General features: G+C 70.9%; 13 protein-coding genes. 7 read left to right on the top strand and 6 right to left on the bottom strand.

Going from position 1 to position 16,445, the window contains the following annotated elements; all coding sequences use genetic code 11:
• The first annotated feature begins 31 nt into the window (after positions 1–31).
• The 4 genes from AB0412_RS29105 (at position 32) to AB0412_RS29090 (ending at position 6,257) form a co-directional block, all read left to right on the top strand.
• Complete coding sequence (locus AB0412_RS29105; RefSeq protein ID WP_366405572.1) at positions 32–2,122, top strand: ATP-binding cassette domain-containing protein; 2,091 nt, start codon at positions 32–34, stop codon at positions 2,120–2,122.
• A gap of 163 nt (positions 2,123–2,285) precedes the next feature.
• A complete protein-coding gene (locus tag AB0412_RS29100; RefSeq protein WP_366405571.1) occupies positions 2,286–3,173 on the top strand; it encodes a FadR/GntR family transcriptional regulator in 888 nt (295 codons plus the stop codon).
• A 538-nt stretch (positions 3,174–3,711) separates the two neighbouring features.
• Positions 3,712–5,244: an RNA polymerase sigma factor gene (locus tag AB0412_RS29095; RefSeq protein ID WP_366405570.1), complete on the top strand. Its 1,533-nt coding sequence runs from the start codon at positions 3,712–3,714 to the stop codon at positions 5,242–5,244.
• A 185-nt stretch (positions 5,245–5,429) separates the two neighbouring features.
• A complete protein-coding gene (locus tag AB0412_RS29090; RefSeq protein ID WP_366405569.1) occupies positions 5,430–6,257 on the top strand; it encodes a serine protease in 828 nt (275 codons plus the stop codon).
• Positions 6,258–6,422: 165 nt separating this feature from the next.
• Here the strand turns inward: AB0412_RS29090 and AB0412_RS29085 are convergent, their stop codons facing one another.
• On the bottom strand, positions 6,423–6,653 hold the full coding sequence (locus tag AB0412_RS29085) for a hypothetical protein (protein ID WP_366405568.1): 231 nt from the start codon (positions 6,651–6,653) through the stop codon (positions 6,423–6,425).
• Positions 6,654–7,094: 441 nt separating this feature from the next.
• Here AB0412_RS29085 and AB0412_RS29080 point away from each other — a divergent pair, with 441 nt between their 5' ends.
• From AB0412_RS29080 to AB0412_RS29070, 3 genes are all read left to right on the top strand, one after another.
• Positions 7,095–9,218: a DNA topoisomerase IV subunit B gene (locus AB0412_RS29080; RefSeq protein ID WP_366405567.1), complete on the top strand. Its 2,124-nt coding sequence runs from the start codon at positions 7,095–7,097 to the stop codon at positions 9,216–9,218.
• Between the two features lie 327 nt (positions 9,219–9,545).
• Complete coding sequence (locus AB0412_RS29075) at positions 9,546–10,025, top strand: DUF485 domain-containing protein (RefSeq protein ID WP_366405566.1); 480 nt, start codon at positions 9,546–9,548, stop codon at positions 10,023–10,025.
• Positions 10,022–11,614: a cation acetate symporter gene (locus AB0412_RS29070; RefSeq protein ID WP_366405565.1), complete on the top strand. Its 1,593-nt coding sequence runs from the start codon at positions 10,022–10,024 to the stop codon at positions 11,612–11,614. The genes AB0412_RS29075 and AB0412_RS29070 overlap by 4 nt, the downstream gene beginning before the upstream one ends.
• A gap of 126 nt (positions 11,615–11,740) precedes the next feature.
• Here the strand turns inward: AB0412_RS29070 and AB0412_RS29065 are convergent, their stop codons facing one another.
• The 5 genes from AB0412_RS29065 to AB0412_RS29045 all read right to left on the bottom strand — a co-directional run bounded on the left by AB0412_RS29065 (position 11,741) and on the right by AB0412_RS29045 (position 16,423).
• Positions 11,741–12,421, bottom strand: a complete 681-nt coding sequence (locus AB0412_RS29065; RefSeq protein WP_366405564.1) for a response regulator — start codon at positions 12,419–12,421, stop codon at positions 11,741–11,743.
• Positions 12,418–14,091 (bottom strand): sensor histidine kinase, encoded by a 1,674-nt coding sequence (locus AB0412_RS29060; protein ID WP_366405563.1) that lies wholly within the window; start codon positions 14,089–14,091, stop codon positions 12,418–12,420. Before AB0412_RS29060 ends, AB0412_RS29065 begins: the two co-directional genes overlap by 4 nt.
• 121 nt (positions 14,092–14,212) lie before the next feature.
• Complete coding sequence (locus tag AB0412_RS29055) at positions 14,213–15,151, bottom strand: sucrase ferredoxin (RefSeq protein WP_366405562.1); 939 nt, start codon at positions 15,149–15,151, stop codon at positions 14,213–14,215.
• 217 nt (positions 15,152–15,368) lie between these two features.
• Positions 15,369–16,073, bottom strand: coding sequence for a DUF6082 family protein (locus tag AB0412_RS29050; protein WP_366405561.1), 705 nt, complete (start codon positions 16,071–16,073; stop codon positions 15,369–15,371).
• Between the two features lie 161 nt (positions 16,074–16,234).
• On the bottom strand, positions 16,235–16,423 hold the full coding sequence (locus AB0412_RS29045) for a hypothetical protein (RefSeq protein WP_366405630.1): 189 nt from the start codon (positions 16,421–16,423) through the stop codon (positions 16,235–16,237).
• Positions 16,424–16,445: the final 22 nt, after the last annotated feature.

Here is a 16,445-nt window from a genome sequence, read left to right as displayed (position 1 = left end):
AAATCCGATATGGCGCGCTATCTTGCTTCGGATGATCCAGGCCATCGGATTGACCAGCAACCCCCGCAAAGAGCTTCCGCCCGCCGTCGACGACGTCTCCTTCGAGGCGCCCGCGGGGTGCGTGACCGTGCTGCTCGGAGCACCGGGCGCGGGCAAGACGACGGCACTCAGACTCATGCTCGAGCTGCAACAGGGCCGTGGCATCACCTACTTCAGAGGTCGTCCGCTGCACCGCGTCGCCCACCCCGCACGCGAAGTCGGCGTGCTGCTCGGCGATGTACCGGGGCACCCGGCCCGTACGGTGCGGGGGCATCTTCGTATGTTGTGCGCCGCCACAGGCGTCCCGGTTCGCCGGGCCGACGAAGTCCTGGAGGCCATCGGCCTCGTGAGCCTGCGCGACGAACGGCTCGGCACACTCTCGCGCGGCCTGAACCGCCGCCTCGGCCTGGCCTGCGCGCTGCTGGCCGACCCGCACACACTCGTGCTCGACAACCCCGCGCACGGGCTCTCCGTCCGCGAGAACCGCTGGCTGTACGGCCTGCTGCGGACCTACGCGGCCCAGGGCGGCACCGTTCTGTGCACGACGGCGGACCCCAAGGAGGCCGCACGGATCTCGGACCGGGTGGTCACGCTGGACCAGGGGAGGGTCGTCGCCGATCAGGACACCGCGGACTTCGCACGCACCCGGCTGCGTCCCCGCGTCGCCGTCCGCAGCCCGCACGCAACCCGCCTCTCGGTGCTGCTCACCAAGGAGGCCCGCGCAGCACAGCGTTCCGTGGAGGTCGTGCTGGAGGGTGGCAACCGCCTCTCCGTCTACGGCAGCAGCTGCGCGTCCATCGGTGAGACGGCGTTCCGCCACGGCATCGTGGTGCACCAACTCGCCGACGAGATCGGCGACATGGGTCCGGGGGCAGCAGGCCCCTCCGGAGCCGCGGCGGAGCCGCAGCCGGACGCCGGTGCGGATGCAGATGCCGAGGGTGACAGCGCGGCTGACGAAGCTGGGGAGACGGCGGGGACGCAGGGGACTGTGGAGACAGGGGAGACCGAGAAGCCCGAGGAGACCGGGGAGCCTGAGGAGGCGGCGAGGACCACCGGGCAAAGGCCGTCGGCGACGACCACCGGGCAAAGGCCGTCGGCGACGACCGCCGTCCAAACGCCTCCCTGTCCAGCACAACCAGAGGGTGCGGCCGCGAACGAGCAGTCACCCCAAGACGGCACCAACCCCAACCCACACCACCCCGATCGTCTCGACGACCCAGACGACCGCGGCGAACTCGAAGTCCGCGGCCATCCGCCCCGCCCCCCGCTCGCCCCTCTCTCCGATCTGCCGCCTCCCATCACCGTCCGCCCCGCGCCCAGCCCCCTTCGCCCCCTGCGCTACGAGATCCGGCGCGCGCTGGGGATCGGCACCGGGTTCGGCATCGGGGCCGCGGTGCTCGTGGTGTCCGTGATCACCGCCGTACTGCTGGCTCGCCTCGGACACACCCCGCAGCCGCGGCTGCTGGCGGCCTGGCCGAGGGAGCTGCCCTTGCCGCCGGCGGCGCTCGGAGCGGGCCTGCTCGGTGCGCTGGCCTTCGGTGACGAGTTCCGCCACCCCGCCCTGGCGGCCGATCGCGGCACCGTGCCCCGGCGGCTCGGGCTGCTCACCGCCAAACTCCTCGTCGCCTCGCTGACCGCGCTGCTGCTCGCCGTCCTGACCGTCGGATGCGACGCCGAGGTGCTCTATCTCGTCTACGGACGGGAGCTCGTCGAGGTTCCCGCCGACTGGCTCGCACTGAGTGCGAGTTGGCTCGGACTCGTGATCGGCTGCGCCTGGGCCGGTGTGCTCGCCGCGGGTGTCTTCCGGTCCACCACAGCCGGGCTCGCCGCGGTCGTCGCCGTGCCGCTCCTCGTCGTACCGCTCATGCACTGGGTGACGCGGGGATCGTCGGTGCGCGCCGCGGCCGGGTTTCCCGCGCGGATGCGGGAGCTGTTCCCGCTCGGGTGGCCCTTCGGAGGGGAGCGCTACCTGGAGGCCGTGCTGCGCATGATCGCTCAACCCGTGGGTGGGGCAATGGCGTTGTCCGTGGCCACGCTGCTCTGCGCGTATCTGTTCACGAACCTGCGCAGCAGGGTCCGATGACGACCGTCGGTGCCGCTTTCGGCCCGTCCGTGCCCACAACTCCCCGAGGAAAGCCCATTTCTTTCCGATAAGGCGTCAATTGCGACGGCGTGAGCGATCACCCTTTCGTGTGCTTTTCACCAAAGACCTCAAGGGAGTTGGAAGCGACGCCGACAAAGGATGCGTGAGTACCCTTGCGCACACCATGATGACCGCCGCCCGCTCCGCAGACTCCGGCCTCGCGAGCCCGGGCGAACTCGACCGCTACCCCTTTGAGGAGGCGCCCGCAGTCGACCGAGGCGGGGCACCCGTCTGGGACGGCGCGGACCCGGAGCTGGGCCGGGTGAGCCGGCGCGCCGCGGGCAGCCGCGGACGCGGGCTGCACGGCCAACTCGTCCAGCAGCTGGGGCAGATGATCGTTTCGGGTGATCTGGGCGCCGACCGTCCACTGGTGCCCGAGGAGATCGGCCAGCGCTTCGAGGTCTCCCGCACCGTCGTCCGCGAGTCGCTCCGCGTCCTGGAGGCCAAGGGCCTGGTCAGCGCCCGCCCGAACGTCGGCACGCGCGTGCGCCCGGTCAGCGACTGGAACCTCCTCGACCCGGACATCATCGAGTGGCGGGCCTTCGGGCCGCAGCGCGACGACCAGCGCCGTGAGCTCAGCGAGCTGCGCTGGACGATCGAGCCCCTGGCCGCCCGCCTGGCGGCCGGGCACGGGCGCGAGGACGTCCAGCAGCGCCTGTCCGCGATGGTCGACATCATGGGGCACGCCATCGGTCAGGGCGACGCGCTCACCTTCGCGCGTGCCGACTCCGAGTTCCACTCCCTGCTGATCCAGGTCGCCGGCAACCGCATGCTCGAGCACCTCTCCGGAATCGTCTCCGCCGCGCTCCAGGTCTCGGGCGGTCCGGTCGCGGGCTGTGAGAGGCCGAACGAGGCCTCGGTGGCCCACCACGCCCGGATCGTCGACGCCCTCGCGGCCGGCGACGGCCCGGCGGCCGAGGCGGCCATGCGCCAGCTCCTCACGGTCCACCCTGACGTAGAACGCGTGGTGCCCGCTCCCCGCGAGCACTGACCGCGTTCCGCGGGCGGCCCGGCCCGGCGTGCCATCCCCCTCCTGTGGCAGCGCCCGGCCGATGAGCCGTCCCCCCTGTCGGGCCCCGCGGGATCACCAGTGATCCGGCGGGGTCCGACAGCGAGGGCAAGGCGCTCAGTGGGTACACGGTGCGTGGACAATGACCGCAGAGTGAGTGCCGGCAAGGCGCGGAGAGGCAGCCGCGCGGTCCGGCGAGGGCCCGGTCACCACGGTGAGGCCCGGCGCACCCCGACGGAGTGGCGACCTCGACCACCGGTGACCGTTTTTGTCCTCGTCTGACCGCTTTTGAGTGCTTACGGGGTGTGACTCGGGCCACGCGGATTGGGCGTAACGCTCCCGGAAAGAACGCGATGACCTAAGAGGTGACAGCCGCGGAGGGAATACGGACGCCGTACATGGCGCTGTGCATCTCCCCGGCCCCCGCCCGCGCCGTCGGCCCATCCCCAAGCCGGCGGTCGGCTCCTGTCCACTGTGGACGGGGCCGGAAGCCGTTTTCCAACGTTCCGAGAGGTTGTTCGTGTCGGCCAGCACATCCCGTACGCTCCCGCCGGAGATCGCCGAGTCCGTCTCTGTCATGGCGCTCATTGAGCGGGGAAAGGCTGAGGGGCAGATCGCCGGCGATGACGTGCGTCGGGCCTTCGAAGCTGACCAGATTCCGGCCACTCAGTGGAAGAACGTACTGCGCAGCCTCAACCAGATCCTCGAGGAAGAGGGTGTGACGCTGATGGTCAGTGCCGCAGAGCCAAAGCGGACCCGAAAGAGCGTCGCAGCGAAGAGTCCTGCCAAGCGCACCGCCACCAAGACGGTCGCGGCGAAGGCGTCGCCCACCCGTAAGGCCACCGCCACCGCCACCCCGGCGGAGCCCGCCGCCGAACCGGCCGTCGAGGAGGAGGCACCCGCCAAGAAGGCGGCTGCCAAGAAGACCACCGCCAAGAAGGCGACCGCCAAGAAGGCCACGGCCAAGAAGACGGCTGCCAAGAAGACCACCGCCAAGAAGGACGACGTCGAGCTGGCGGACGAGGAGGTCCTCGAGGACACCAAGGTCGCCGAGGGGGAGCCCGAGGGCACCGAGAGCGCCGGTTTCGTGCTCTCCGACGAGGACGAGGACGACGCGCCGGCCCAGCAGGTCGCCGCCGCCGGTGCCACCGCCGACCCGGTCAAGGACTACCTCAAGCAGATCGGCAAGGTCCCCCTGCTCAACGCCGAGCAGGAGGTCGAGCTCGCCAAGCGCATCGAGGCGGGCCTGTTCGCCGAGGACAAGCTGGCCAACTCCGACAAGCTGGCGCCGAAGCTCAAGCGCGAGCTGGAGATCATCGCCGAGGACGGCCGCCGCGCCAAGAACCACCTCCTGGAGGCCAACCTCCGTCTGGTGGTCTCCCTGGCCAAGCGCTACACCGGTCGCGGCATGCTCTTCCTGGACCTGATCCAGGAGGGCAACCTCGGTCTGATCCGCGCGGTCGAGAAGTTCGACTACACCAAGGGCTACAAGTTCTCCACGTACGCCACCTGGTGGATCCGTCAGGCGATCACCCGCGCCATGGCCGACCAGGCCCGCACCATCCGTATCCCGGTGCACATGGTCGAGGTCATCAACAAGCTCGCGCGCGTGCAGCGCCAGATGCTCCAGGACCTGGGCCGCGAGCCCACCCCGGAGGAGCTGGCCAAGGAGCTCGACATGACCCCGGAGAAGGTCATCGAGGTCCAGAAGTACGGCCGTGAGCCCATCTCGCTGCACACCCCGCTGGGCGAGGACGGCGACAGCGAGTTCGGTGACCTCATCGAGGACTCCGAGGCGGTCGTCCCGGCCGACGCGGTCAGCTTCACGCTGCTGCAGGAGCAGCTGCACTCGGTGCTCGACACCCTGTCCGAGCGCGAGGCGGGCGTCGTCTCCATGCGCTTCGGTCTCACCGACGGTCAGCCGAAGACCCTCGACGAGATCGGCAAGGTGTACGGCGTGACGCGCGAGCGCATCCGCCAGATCGAGTCGAAGACGATGTCGAAGCTGCGCCACCCGTCGCGCTCGCAGGTGCTGCGCGACTACCTCGACTAGTCCACCGGCGCCCGTACGGTCCCGAAGGCCCGGCACATCCCCGTCCGCGGGGGTGTGTCGGGCCTTCGAGCCGTCCGGGGGCCGGTGTGCCGTCGCGGCTGCCCGAGCGCCCTGTCGCGGGTGCGTGGTGCGGCGTCGTGGATCACGCTGGGTGTCCAACGACCACCCCAGTGTGAGGAGTGTGCATGCGACGTCGTCTTGCCCGGGCCCTGGTCCGGCCCTTGGTCCTCGCGGCCGCCGCAACCGCCATGCCGCTGGCCTCGGCCTCTTCGGCGGCGGCCGACAGCATCGTCGTCGGCGGGTTCCCGGTCGATGTCTCGGCGAGTCCCTGGACGGTGGCGCTGTCCAGCCGTGACCTGTTCGGAGGTACGCGCGCGGGACAGTTCTGCGGGGGAGTGGCGGTCGGCCGGACCACCGTGCTCACCGCGGCCCACTGCATGGACGAGGAGATCCTGGGGGCGAAGCCGCAGCAGGTCCGTGACCTCAGGGTCATAGCCGGGCGTACGGAGCTGCTGTCGGACAAGGGCCAGGAGATAGCCGTCCGCTCGGTGTGGGTGAATCCGGCCTACGACGGCGTCGGCAACGCGGGTGACTTCGCGGTGCTCACGCTGGCCGAGGCGCTCCCCTCGGGCTCGGTCATCGGCATGGCCGCCGCGGGCGATCCCGCGTACCGGGCGCACACGCCCGCCACCGTCTACGGCTGGGGGGACACCACGGGCGGCGGCAGCTACGCCGGCAGTCTGCACGCGGCACGGATGCACGTACTGCCGGACTCCCTGTGCGAGAAGGCCTATCCCGGCGGTTCCGCCGGCACCTACCGCGCCGAGACGATGCTGTGCGCCGGGGAGGAGGAAGGGGGCCGGGACGCCTGCCAGGGGGACAGCGGAGGGCCGCTGGTGGCGCAGGGGCGGCTGATAGGACTGGTGTCCTGGGGGAGCGGCTGCGGCTGGGCCGGCAGCCCGGGGGTCTACACGCGCATCTCCGACGTCCTGCGGACGCTCGGCTGGGGGTGAGCCTCACGAGCCTCACAGGGAGGTGAGGCCCCCGGTGACGCCCCCAGAGGGGCCCGGAGAGCCTCCGGTGGGACGAGAGCATGACACGGGCGGCCGCCTCCGAGAACGGAGGCGGCCGCCCGCTCGCCGGCCTGTGCCGGGCTGCTCGTCGTCGTACGCGAGATGTCAGCGCTCTTCTTCGGAGGCGTTGCCCGGAGCGGAGGTCAGCCGCTCCGTCTCGTCCTGTATCTCAGCGGCGATCTTCTTGAGTTCCGGCTCGAACTTGCGGCCGTGGTGGGCGCAGAAGAGCAGTTCTCCGCCGCTCAGCAGGACGACGCGCAGGTATGCCTGGGCGCCGCAGCGGTCGCAGCGATCGGCGGCCGTCAGCGGGCTCGCGGGGGTCAGAACAGTAGTCACGTCGCCTCTTCTCTAGCTCGACGAGCTGTCGTACCAGGGTCAACATCCAACCAGCCCCAAAACGTTCCCGCTCGTGGCTTTCTCTCGAAAAAAATCTCTCCGAGATGGCTGGCTGTTGCCGGTTGGCGGCGAATGTGCCGTATTGCGTGTCTGGTGTGTCGTACGGATTCGCGTCGTATCGGTGGTCGGCCCTCCCGGCTGGGTTGCCGGTTGTTCATGAGGACGTGCCCGGAGCCTAAATGGTTCATGCCTCGAAGGGAACGTGATGTGTGCTTCACTCCATCGAGGGATCGAACAAGTTTACGACTCTCGACTAGGCTGAGGTCAGACGAGGGTGGCGTTACAACGGCTCTACCAGGCCTCGGTACCCTCTCACCGGTGACTGAAGCGGTGCCCTTACCCACGAGGGCCCCATCTGAAATTCAGCGAGGAGCGAACCGCGTGACCGCCGAGACGTCCGTGCCGTCCACAGCGCTGCTGGCAGGAGCAGACCGCGACGGTTCCAACTACACCGCGCGGCACCTGCTCGTCCTCGAGGGGCTCGAGGCCGTGCGGAAGCGCCCCGGCATGTACATCGGATCGACCGACAGCCGCGGTCTGATGCACTGCCTGTGGGAGATCATCGACAACTCCGTCGACGAGGCTCTCGGTGGCTACTGCGACCACATCGAGGTGATCCTTCACGACGACGGCTCGGTGGAGGTCCGGGACAACGGCCGCGGCATCCCCGTGGACGTCGAACCCAAGACCGGCCTGTCCGGCGTCGAGGTCGTCATGACCAAGCTGCACGCCGGCGGCAAGTTCGGCGGCGGCTCGTACGCCGCCTCCGGCGGTCTGCACGGCGTCGGCGCGTCCGTCGTCAACGCTCTCTCCGCGCGCCTGGACGTCGAGGTGGACCGCGGCGGGCACACGCACGCGATCAGCTTCCGGCGCGGCGTCCCCGGCGCCTTCGCAGCCCTCGGACCGGACGCGAAGTTCGAGGCCAGGAGCGGACTGCGCAAGACCAAGAAGATCCCGAAGACCCGCAGCGGCACCCGCGTGCGCTACTGGGCCGACCGGCAGATCTTCCTCAAGGACGCCAAGCTCTCCCTCGAGAACCTGCACGCGCGTGCCCGCCAGACCGCGTTCCTGGTGCCCGGCCTGACCATCGTCGTCCGTGACGAGTACGGGCTCGGCGAGGGCGGCAGCAAGGGTGAGGAGTCCTTCCGCTTCGACGGCGGCATCAGCGAGTTCTGCGAGTACCTCGCCTCCGACAAGCCCGTCTGCGACATCCTCCGCTTCACCGGGCAGGGCACCTTCAAGGAGACGGTCCCCGTGCTGGACGAGCACGGCCAGATGACTCCGACGGAGGTGACCCGCGAGCTCGGTGTCGACGTGGCGCTGCGCTGGGGCACCGGCTACGACACGACCGTCAAGTCCTTCGTCAACATCATCGCCACCCCCAAGGGCGGCACCCATGTCGCCGGCTTCGAGCAGGCCGTCGCCAAGACGATGAACGAGGTGCTGCGCGCCAAGAAGCTGCTGCGCGTGGCCGAGGACGACATCGTCAAGGACGACGCCCTGGAGGGCCTCACCGCGGTCGTCACCGTGCGTCTCGCCGAGCCGCAGTTCGAGGGCCAGACCAAGGAGGTCCTCGGCACCTCCGCGGCCCGCCGCATCGTGAACAACGTGGTCTCCAAGGAGCTCAAGGCGTTCCTCACCTCCACCAAGCGCGACGCCGCCCAGCAGGCCCGGGTCGTCCTGGAGAAGGCCGTCGCCGCGGCCCGTACGCGCATCGCCGCCCGTCAGCACAAGGACGCGCAGCGTCGCAAGACGGCGCTGGAGTCCTCCTCGCTGCCCGCCAAGCTGGCCGACTGCCGCAGTGACGACGTGGACCGCAGCGAGCTGTTCATCGTCGAGGGCGACTCCGCGCTCGGTACGGCGAAGCTCGCCCGGAACTCCGAGTTCCAGGCGCTGCTGCCGATCCGCGGCAAGATCCTCAACGTCCAGAAGTCGTCCGTCACGGACATGCTCAAGAACGCCGAGTGCGGCGCGATCATCCAGGTCATAGGGGCCGGCTCCGGACGGACCTTCGACATCGACGCCGCCCGCTACGGCAAGATCATCATGATGACCGACGCCGATGTGGACGGCTCCCACATCCGCACCCTGCTGCTGACGCTGTTCCACCGCTACATGCGGCCCATGGTCGAGGCCGGCCGGGTGTTCGCCGCGGTGCCGCCGCTGCACCGGATCGAGATCGTCCAGCCCAAGAAGGGCCAGGACAAGTACGTGTACACGTATTCGGACCGGGAGCTGCGCGACAAGCTCATGGAGTTCCAGAGCAAGGGGATCCGCTACAAGGACTCGATCCAGCGCTACAAGGGCCTCGGCGAGATGGACGCCGACCAGCTGGCCGAGACCACCATGGATCCGCGCCACCGCACCCTGCGCCGGATCAACCTCACCGACCTGGAGGCCGCCGAACAGGTCTTCGACCTCCTCATGGGCAACGACGTCGCCCCCCGCAAGGAGTTCATCTCCAGCTCGGCCGCGACGCTGGACCGGTCGCGCATCGACGCCTAGGGGGTGTCCGCAAAGTCCCGCCTGCCCCGCGACGCCCGGCGCGCCCTCTCGCCGCACCGGGCGGACACCCGAGTACAACCAGTACGCGGATGTCCGCCCGGCACTCCCCAGCCTCCGGCCGGGGGGACCCAGAGCACGCACCGGACGCCGCAGGGCCCGCCCTTCGGGCGGACGACGCGACGTTGCGGACACCCCCTAGCCGCTGCGCGGGGCCGGTGCCGGCACCGAGCCGGAAACGGCCCCGCGACCAGCACTGCTGTCACCTGATGGGGTGAAGGGGCAGGGGAAGAAGAGTCGGGGATCTTCCCGTTCTGTCCATCCTTGGGCATGCAGCCAAGCAATGGTCGTCCCGGCGGGGAGCCGCGTGACATCGGGTACGACGACCCGTGGTACGACGCCCTCGCCGCGGGCTGGGGCGAGTCGGCCGAGCAGCCCGCGGCGGTTCCAGCACCGCGACCCGGGGACGCGGCCGCGGACCCGGCCGACGTGTATCTGGAGATCCAGCGCAGCGCGGCCTTCCAGGAGGTCCGCAGCCGGTACCGCAGGTTCGTCGTCCCCGGAGTCGTCGCCTTCCTCGCCTGGTACGTGGCGTACGTCGTGACCGCCACGACCGCGCCGGAGCTGATGGCACGGCCGGTCGCCGGCGCCGTGAACGTGGCCATGCTGGCCGGGCTCGGACAGTTCCTCACCACCTTCCTGCTCACCTGGGCCTACGCACGCCACGCCCGGCTGCGCCGGGACCGGGCCGCGCTGGAGCTGCGCTGGGACGCACAGGAGCTGTCGCGCGGGAGAGGCGGTGCGGTGTGACGGGTGATCATCAGACCCTGGCCCTGCTGCTGTTCAGCGCGTTCGTCGCGATCACGCTGGCGATCACCACCTGGGTGAGCCGGCACCGGCAGGGCTCGGCGGAGGAGTTCTACGCGGGCGGACGGCTCTTCTCCCCGATGGAAAATGGTTTTGCCATCGCGGGCGACTACATGTCAGCGGCCTCCTTCCTCGGCATCTCCGGGCTCATCGCCCTCTTCGGCTACGACGGCATGCTCTACTCGGTGGGCTTCCTGGTGGCCTGGCTGGTCGTCCTGTTCCTGGTCGCCGAACTCGTGCGCAACTGCGGCCGGTTCACCCTCGCCGACGTCGTCGCGGCCCGCATGCGCGAGCGCCCGGTGCGGATCGCGGCGGGAACGTCCTCCGTCACCGTGTCCGTGCTGTACCTGGTGGCGCAGATGGTGGGCGCGGGCAGCCTGGTCGCCCTGCTGCTCGGAGGCACGAGCGAGGCGGCGCAGGCCTGGACGGTCATCGGCGTCGGCGCGCTCATGGTGATCTACGTGTCGCTGGGCGGGATGCGGGCCACCACCTGGATCCAGATCGTCAAGGCGGTCCTGCTGCTCGGCGGCACCGTCGCGCTGACCGTGCTGGTCCTGCTGCGCTTCCACGGCGACTTCGACCGGCTGCTGCTCACCGCCGCCGAACGCAGCGGCCACGGCGAGGCGTTCCTGGCGCCCGGCCTCTCCTACGGCGGGGACTGGACCGCCCGCTTCGACTTCATCAGCCTCGGTCTCGCCCTGGTGCTGGGCACGGCCGGGCTGCCGCACATCCTGTCCCGCTTCTACACCGTGCCCACCGCGCGGGCGGCGCGCCGGTCGGTGGTCTGGGCGATCGGGCTCATCGGCGGGTTCTACCTGATGACGATCGTCCTCGGCTTCGGCGCCGCCGCCATCGTCGGCACGGACGCGGTCCGCGGCTCGCACGCGTCCGGGAACACGGCGGTCCCGCTGCTGGCCCTCGACCTGGGCGGCGGCGCCGGCTCCACGGGCGGAACGGTTCTCTTCGCGATCGTCGCCGCGATCGCCTTCGCCACCATCCTCGCCGTCGTCGCCGGGATCACCCTCGCCTCGTCGGCGTCCGTCGCCCACGACCTGTACGCCTCGCTGCGCCGCCCGCGCGGCAAGCCGCGCAGCGAGGTCGCCGTGGCACGGGCCGCCGCCGTCGGCATCGGCGCCGTCGCGATCGCCCTCGGCCTGCTGGCGCGCGACCTCAACGTCGCCTTCCTGGTGGGGCTCGCCTTCGCCGTCGCCGCGTCCGCGAACCTGCCCGTGCTGCTGTACTCCCTGTTCTGGCGCCGGTTCACCACACGCGGTGCCGTCTGGGCCGTCTACGGCGGCCTGATCCCCGCCGTGGTGCTGGTCCTGCTCTCGCCGGTGGTCTCCGGCAGCCCCGAATCCCTCTTCCCCGGCGCCGACTTCCAGCTGTTCCCGCTGCAGAACCCGGGCTTGTTCTCCATCCCCCTGGGCTTCCTCGCCGGCTGGCTCGGCACCGTCACCTCCGGTGAGGTGCCGGACGAGGCCCGGCACGCGGAGACCGAGGTGCGTGCGCTGACAGGGGCGGGGGCCGTGTAACCCGGGAGTCGTGCAGCGCCGTGGGGAGGGCGTGCAGAAAGATCGGCGTGCACCGGAGACGGTCGGCGCCCGCATCCGTATGTAGGGAGGGCACGGTTCCTTCCCCCGCCCCTATGGGCCGTGCTCTCAGGCGCGGGTCGCCCACACGTAACGGTGTTCCGGGCGACCCGCGTCCCCGTACTTCAGAGTCAGCGTGGCCCGTCCCGTGCGCTCCAGGAGCTTCAGATAGCGCTGCGCGGTCTGCCGGCTCACGCCGGTGCGCTCGGCGATCTCCTGGGCGGACAGCGGGCCCTCTGCGTTCATCAGGGACTGCCGCACCAGCTCGGCGGTGGTGGGCGAGTGCCCCTTGGGCAGCTGCGGCTCCGCCGAGGCCGACAGGGCGCCGAAGATGCGGTCCACCTCCGCCTGCTCCGCCTCGCCGCCGCCGTCGAGGGTGCGCCGCAGCTCCGCGTACGCCTCCAGCTTGGCGCGCAGCCCCGCGAAGGCGAACGGCTTGACCAGGTACTGCAGCGCGCCCTGGCGCATCGCGGCCTGCACGGTGGACACGTCCCGTGCCGCCGTCACCATGATCACGTCGGTCTGGTGGCCGCGCCGGCGCATCTCCTGCACCACCGCGAGCCCCGTGTCGTCCGGCAGATAGTGGTCCATGAGCACGAGATCCGGGCGGGGCCGTGTCTCCAGCCTGCCGAGCGCCTCGGCAGCGGTGTGCGCGAGACCGGCGACATGGAAGCCGGGCACCTTCTCGACGTAGGCGGCGTTGACCTGTGCCACCCGGACGTCGTCGTCCACGACCAGGACCTCGATCATCGCGACTCCTCCTCGGTGGCCTGCGGGCCGGCCGCTGCGGTCAGGGCGGGCTGCGGGTCCGTGTCGGTCAGCGCCTCGGGCAGGACGACGGTGAACTCCGCGCCGCCGCCGGGCGCCTCGCCCACCGTCGCGCTGCCGCCCTGGCGCTCGGCGAGCCTGCGCACCAGGGAGAGCCCGATACCGCGCTGGCGGTGCGCCGGCGGCTGCTTGGTGGACCAGCCCTCGGTGAAGATCAACTCACGTTGCTCGGGGGCGATTCCCGGCCCCGTGTCCCGCACCACGAGCACCGCCGTACGGCCCTCGGCACGCAATTCGACCTCCACGCGTGCGTGCGGGGTGCCCGCGACGGCGTCCAGGGCGTTGTCCACCAGGTTGCCGACCACGGTGACGAGCCCCCTGGGGTCGATCAGCCGGTCCGGCAGCCGCGTGCCGTCCGAGACCTTCAGGGCCACCCCGCGCTCGGCGGCGACGGTCGCCTTGCCCACGAGGAGCGCGGCGAGCAGCGGATCCCGGATCTTCTCGGTGAACTGCTCCGCGGTCGCCCGGTGATCACCGACGACCTCGCCGACGAACTCCACCGCTTCGTCGTACATCTCGAGTTCGAGCAGCCCCAGCAGGGTGTGCATGCGGTTGGCGTGTTCGTGGTCCTGGGCGCGCAGCGCGTCGATCAGACCACGCGTGGAGTCCAGCTCCCGGCCCAGCCGGTCCAGCTCCGTGCGGTCGCGGAGGGTGGCGACGGCACCGCCGTCGTCGGTCGGCATGCGGTTCGCGACCAGGACGCGCCGGCCCCGCACGGTCAGCAGGTCGGTGCCCGTCACGCGGCCGGCCAGGACGTCGGAGGTACGGCCCTCGCCGAGCGCCTCGTCGGGGGAGCGGCCCACGGCCTCGTCGTCGAGGTCCAGCAGACGCTGCGCCTCGTCGTTGAGCAGGCGGATGCGTCCGGCGCGGTCCAGGGCGACGACGCCCTCCCGGATGCCGTGCAGCATGGCCTCGCGTTCGGCGAGCAGCGCGGCGATGTCCGAGAAGGCGAGGTCCCGGGTCTGCCGGTGCACCCGCCGGGAGATCAGCCAGGCCGCCAGGGCGCCGACGGCCAGTGCTCCGCCCGCGTAGGCGAGGAGGCCGGGGATCGCCTGGATGAGCCGGGCCCGGACACTGTCGTAGGCGATGCCGACCGAGACGGCCCCGATGATCTCGCCGTTCTCGTCGCGCAGCGGCACCTTGCCCCGCGCGGAGCGCCCCAGCGTGCCGTCGTCGATCTCCATGACCTCCTGTCCGGCCAGCGCCTGGCCGGGGTCGGTCGAGACATGCCCGCCGATCCGCCGCGGATCGGTGTGCGACCAGCGCACGCCCCGCCGGTCCATCACCACGATGTACTCGGCTCCCGTCGTCTCACGGATCCGCTCCGCCTCCCGCTGCACGGGCCCGTCCGGCGACGGCGACGTCCTGCGGAGATCCTCGGCGATCCGGGACTGCTCGGCCGTGGTCTGAGCGATCGCGAGTGCGCGCCGCATCGCCTGGTCGTCCAGCTGATCGCCGAGCGGCGCGAGGAACAGCCCGGTCGCGAGCACCGCGACTCCCGCGGCGATCGCCAGCTGCATCAACAGCACCTGCGAGAACACCCGCCGCGGCAGTCCCAGGCGCAGGCGGCGGACGGGGGGAGTGGAGCTCATACCCACGACGGTACGTGGGGGCGCGGGCGGTGCCGTAGGGGTGTGGCGGGGATCTCGCGGGCACGGCGGGACCGAGCCGGAGGGAACCCTGCCGCCGACCACCCGCGGAGGGCCGGGGGGCTCAGCCTGCGAGGGCTGCCATCGTCAGCTCGTGCAGGGCGACCACGTCCATGCGTGCGGGCGAGCCCAGCACCGATCCGCAGCTCTCCGGACGGGGAGGCAGGGACGCGCCCTGGGCCACCTCGACCACCCACCGGCGCCCGTCGGCGTGGGTGACGGTCACCTCCCAGCGGGGTGCGGCGCCGTCCGTCCGTACGACGGTCAGCGCCTCCGCGGCGTACTCGCCCGCCGCTTCGCGCACGGCCAGCTCTGCCGCCTGACCTGGGCGTTCCCAGGCGGAGCTCCCGCGGCAGCCGTCCACGACGATCCTGCCCTCGTGGGCCGCGTGCAGGACTTCCTTGACGGCGTGCGCCTGCGCCCTGCCGTACGCGTAGCCGTACGGCAGAACCAGCACCGTCGGCGAGAAGCGGTGCCCGCCGAGGTGCGTCACCTCCCAGACGCCCTCCACGCCCGATGTGGCGAGCTCGGCCGCCAGCGGGCGCCCGAGGAGGGCACAGCAGCGGTCGCGCTTGCCGTTGGTGCAGACCAGGGCGAGGGGATCACCCTCGTGGGGCCGGCCGCCGAGCACCGAGTCGAAACCGGTGTGCTCGCCCCTGCCCAGCGCGGCGAAGTCCAGGCCGAGGAGCCGCTCGGGGTCCGTGGTCGTGGCGGAATGCAGCCACACGTTTCCCGGAGCGGTGTGGGCGGCGTACACCTGGCGCACGGCGGGCATGTGGCAGTCCGCGTGTCGCCCGGGACGCCGTATCAGCGCGATGCGCACCCCGGTGTCCCGCGTGGCCGCCTCCAGGGCACGGCCGAGCGCCGGATCGAGGTGGCTCGACGTGAGCGCCTTGGCACCCCAAGGGCCGGGCTGCTCCAGCAGCAGCCAGGTCCTCGCGGTGGCCGCGGTTCCCGCGACGGGCTCGTCGAGCTCGCGGGAGACGGTTGAGCACGTACTCACAGAGGTGAGCCTAACCTGACTTTCTCCGGAGTGACGTGCCGCCCCGCCCGTGTCCTGTTCCGGCACCGGCCGGAGGCGGCTTCGGCCCCGCGTACTGCTCGCTGGGGCGCCTGCGCGGCGGAGGTTCGCCGTGCTCCCGGAAGGAGGCTGGTCAGCACGGCGACCGCCAGGTCGGGCGATGTCGCCCTGCCGCAGGCCTGAGATGCGCACGTGCCCGCTATGCAGCGGGTGGAGGGTTTCCGTCGCGGCTGTCGAGGTCTGCCATCGCCTGCTCGAAGACGCGATAGACGCGGCCTTCCGAGCTCTCCGGAGGGAGACCGCTCTTACTGGGGCGGGTGGCTTCCCAGTACTGCCGAAAGACGGGGCTGCGCAGCAGATTGTTGGCGTACACCACCAACTCGGTCTCGGAAAGGTGGCCCCAACTGTGCATGAGGACATAGTGGCTGAACGCGAGATTGGCGAAGAGGTATTGACGCAAGGTGCCCGCCGGCGCCCTGGGCAGGTCGTTCCAGACTTCCGCCAGCGAGGGGTCGGCCATCGCCATCTCGGTGAGCTGCACGTGGAGACCGCGCAGATCTGCCTCCGCGCTCCTGCGCAGTTCGTCCCGTGAGGCGGCCAGTTCCTCGCGCTGGAGAGCCAGTTCCTCCCGCTGGGAGCGCAGCTCACGCTGCTGGAAGAACAGCGCTACGACCAGCATGAGGAGCGCGAGACCCGAGAAGACGGCGTTCACGCCGCCGAAGTAGTCGCCCAACGCGCTGCGCTCGGTCGCGGACGGCAGATCCCCGTTGGCCCGCTCCACTCCGTTCACGAGCCATCCGCTGGCCACCACGGACGCCAAGCCGACCAGCGCGATGCAGACGGCTGCGGCAGCACTCCACCCGACCAGTGCGATGGCCGAACGCCGTATGCCTCGATCTGCCATGGACCGGATCCCCCCTCGTCATGTGCAGGGCGATGCTTCCCGGTCCATGGGTCATGAAACAGGCGTTCCCCTGTCACAGAACCCGCATGGGACGGCCCGGCATCGAGGATGCCGGGCCCGAACGCTGATGACCGTGCCGCCCTGCCTGCACTGGTGCCGGGTCAGGCCTCTGGGATGGTGTCCCTTGCACTGATCAGGGTCGCGCGGTCGACGATCACGATGCGTTCGTAGTCGGCTCTGGAGGCGTCGGCAGGGAGATGGCTTTCGAGCTCTGAGGTGGCGTCCGCGCCGATGAAGGCGAAATTCCCGTCGCTCAACTCGAAGACCTCCGGGTGCGACGCCGGGTTCAGGCTCGATTGCGCCGTCCCTTCC

This window comes from Streptomyces sp. NPDC052012, from assembly GCF_040689265.1.
GTDB lineage: Bacteria > Actinomycetota > Actinomycetes > Streptomycetales > Streptomycetaceae > Streptomyces.
Note: the sequence above shows the minus strand (reverse complement) of the source record. Positions and strands in the feature narration are given on the sequence as shown.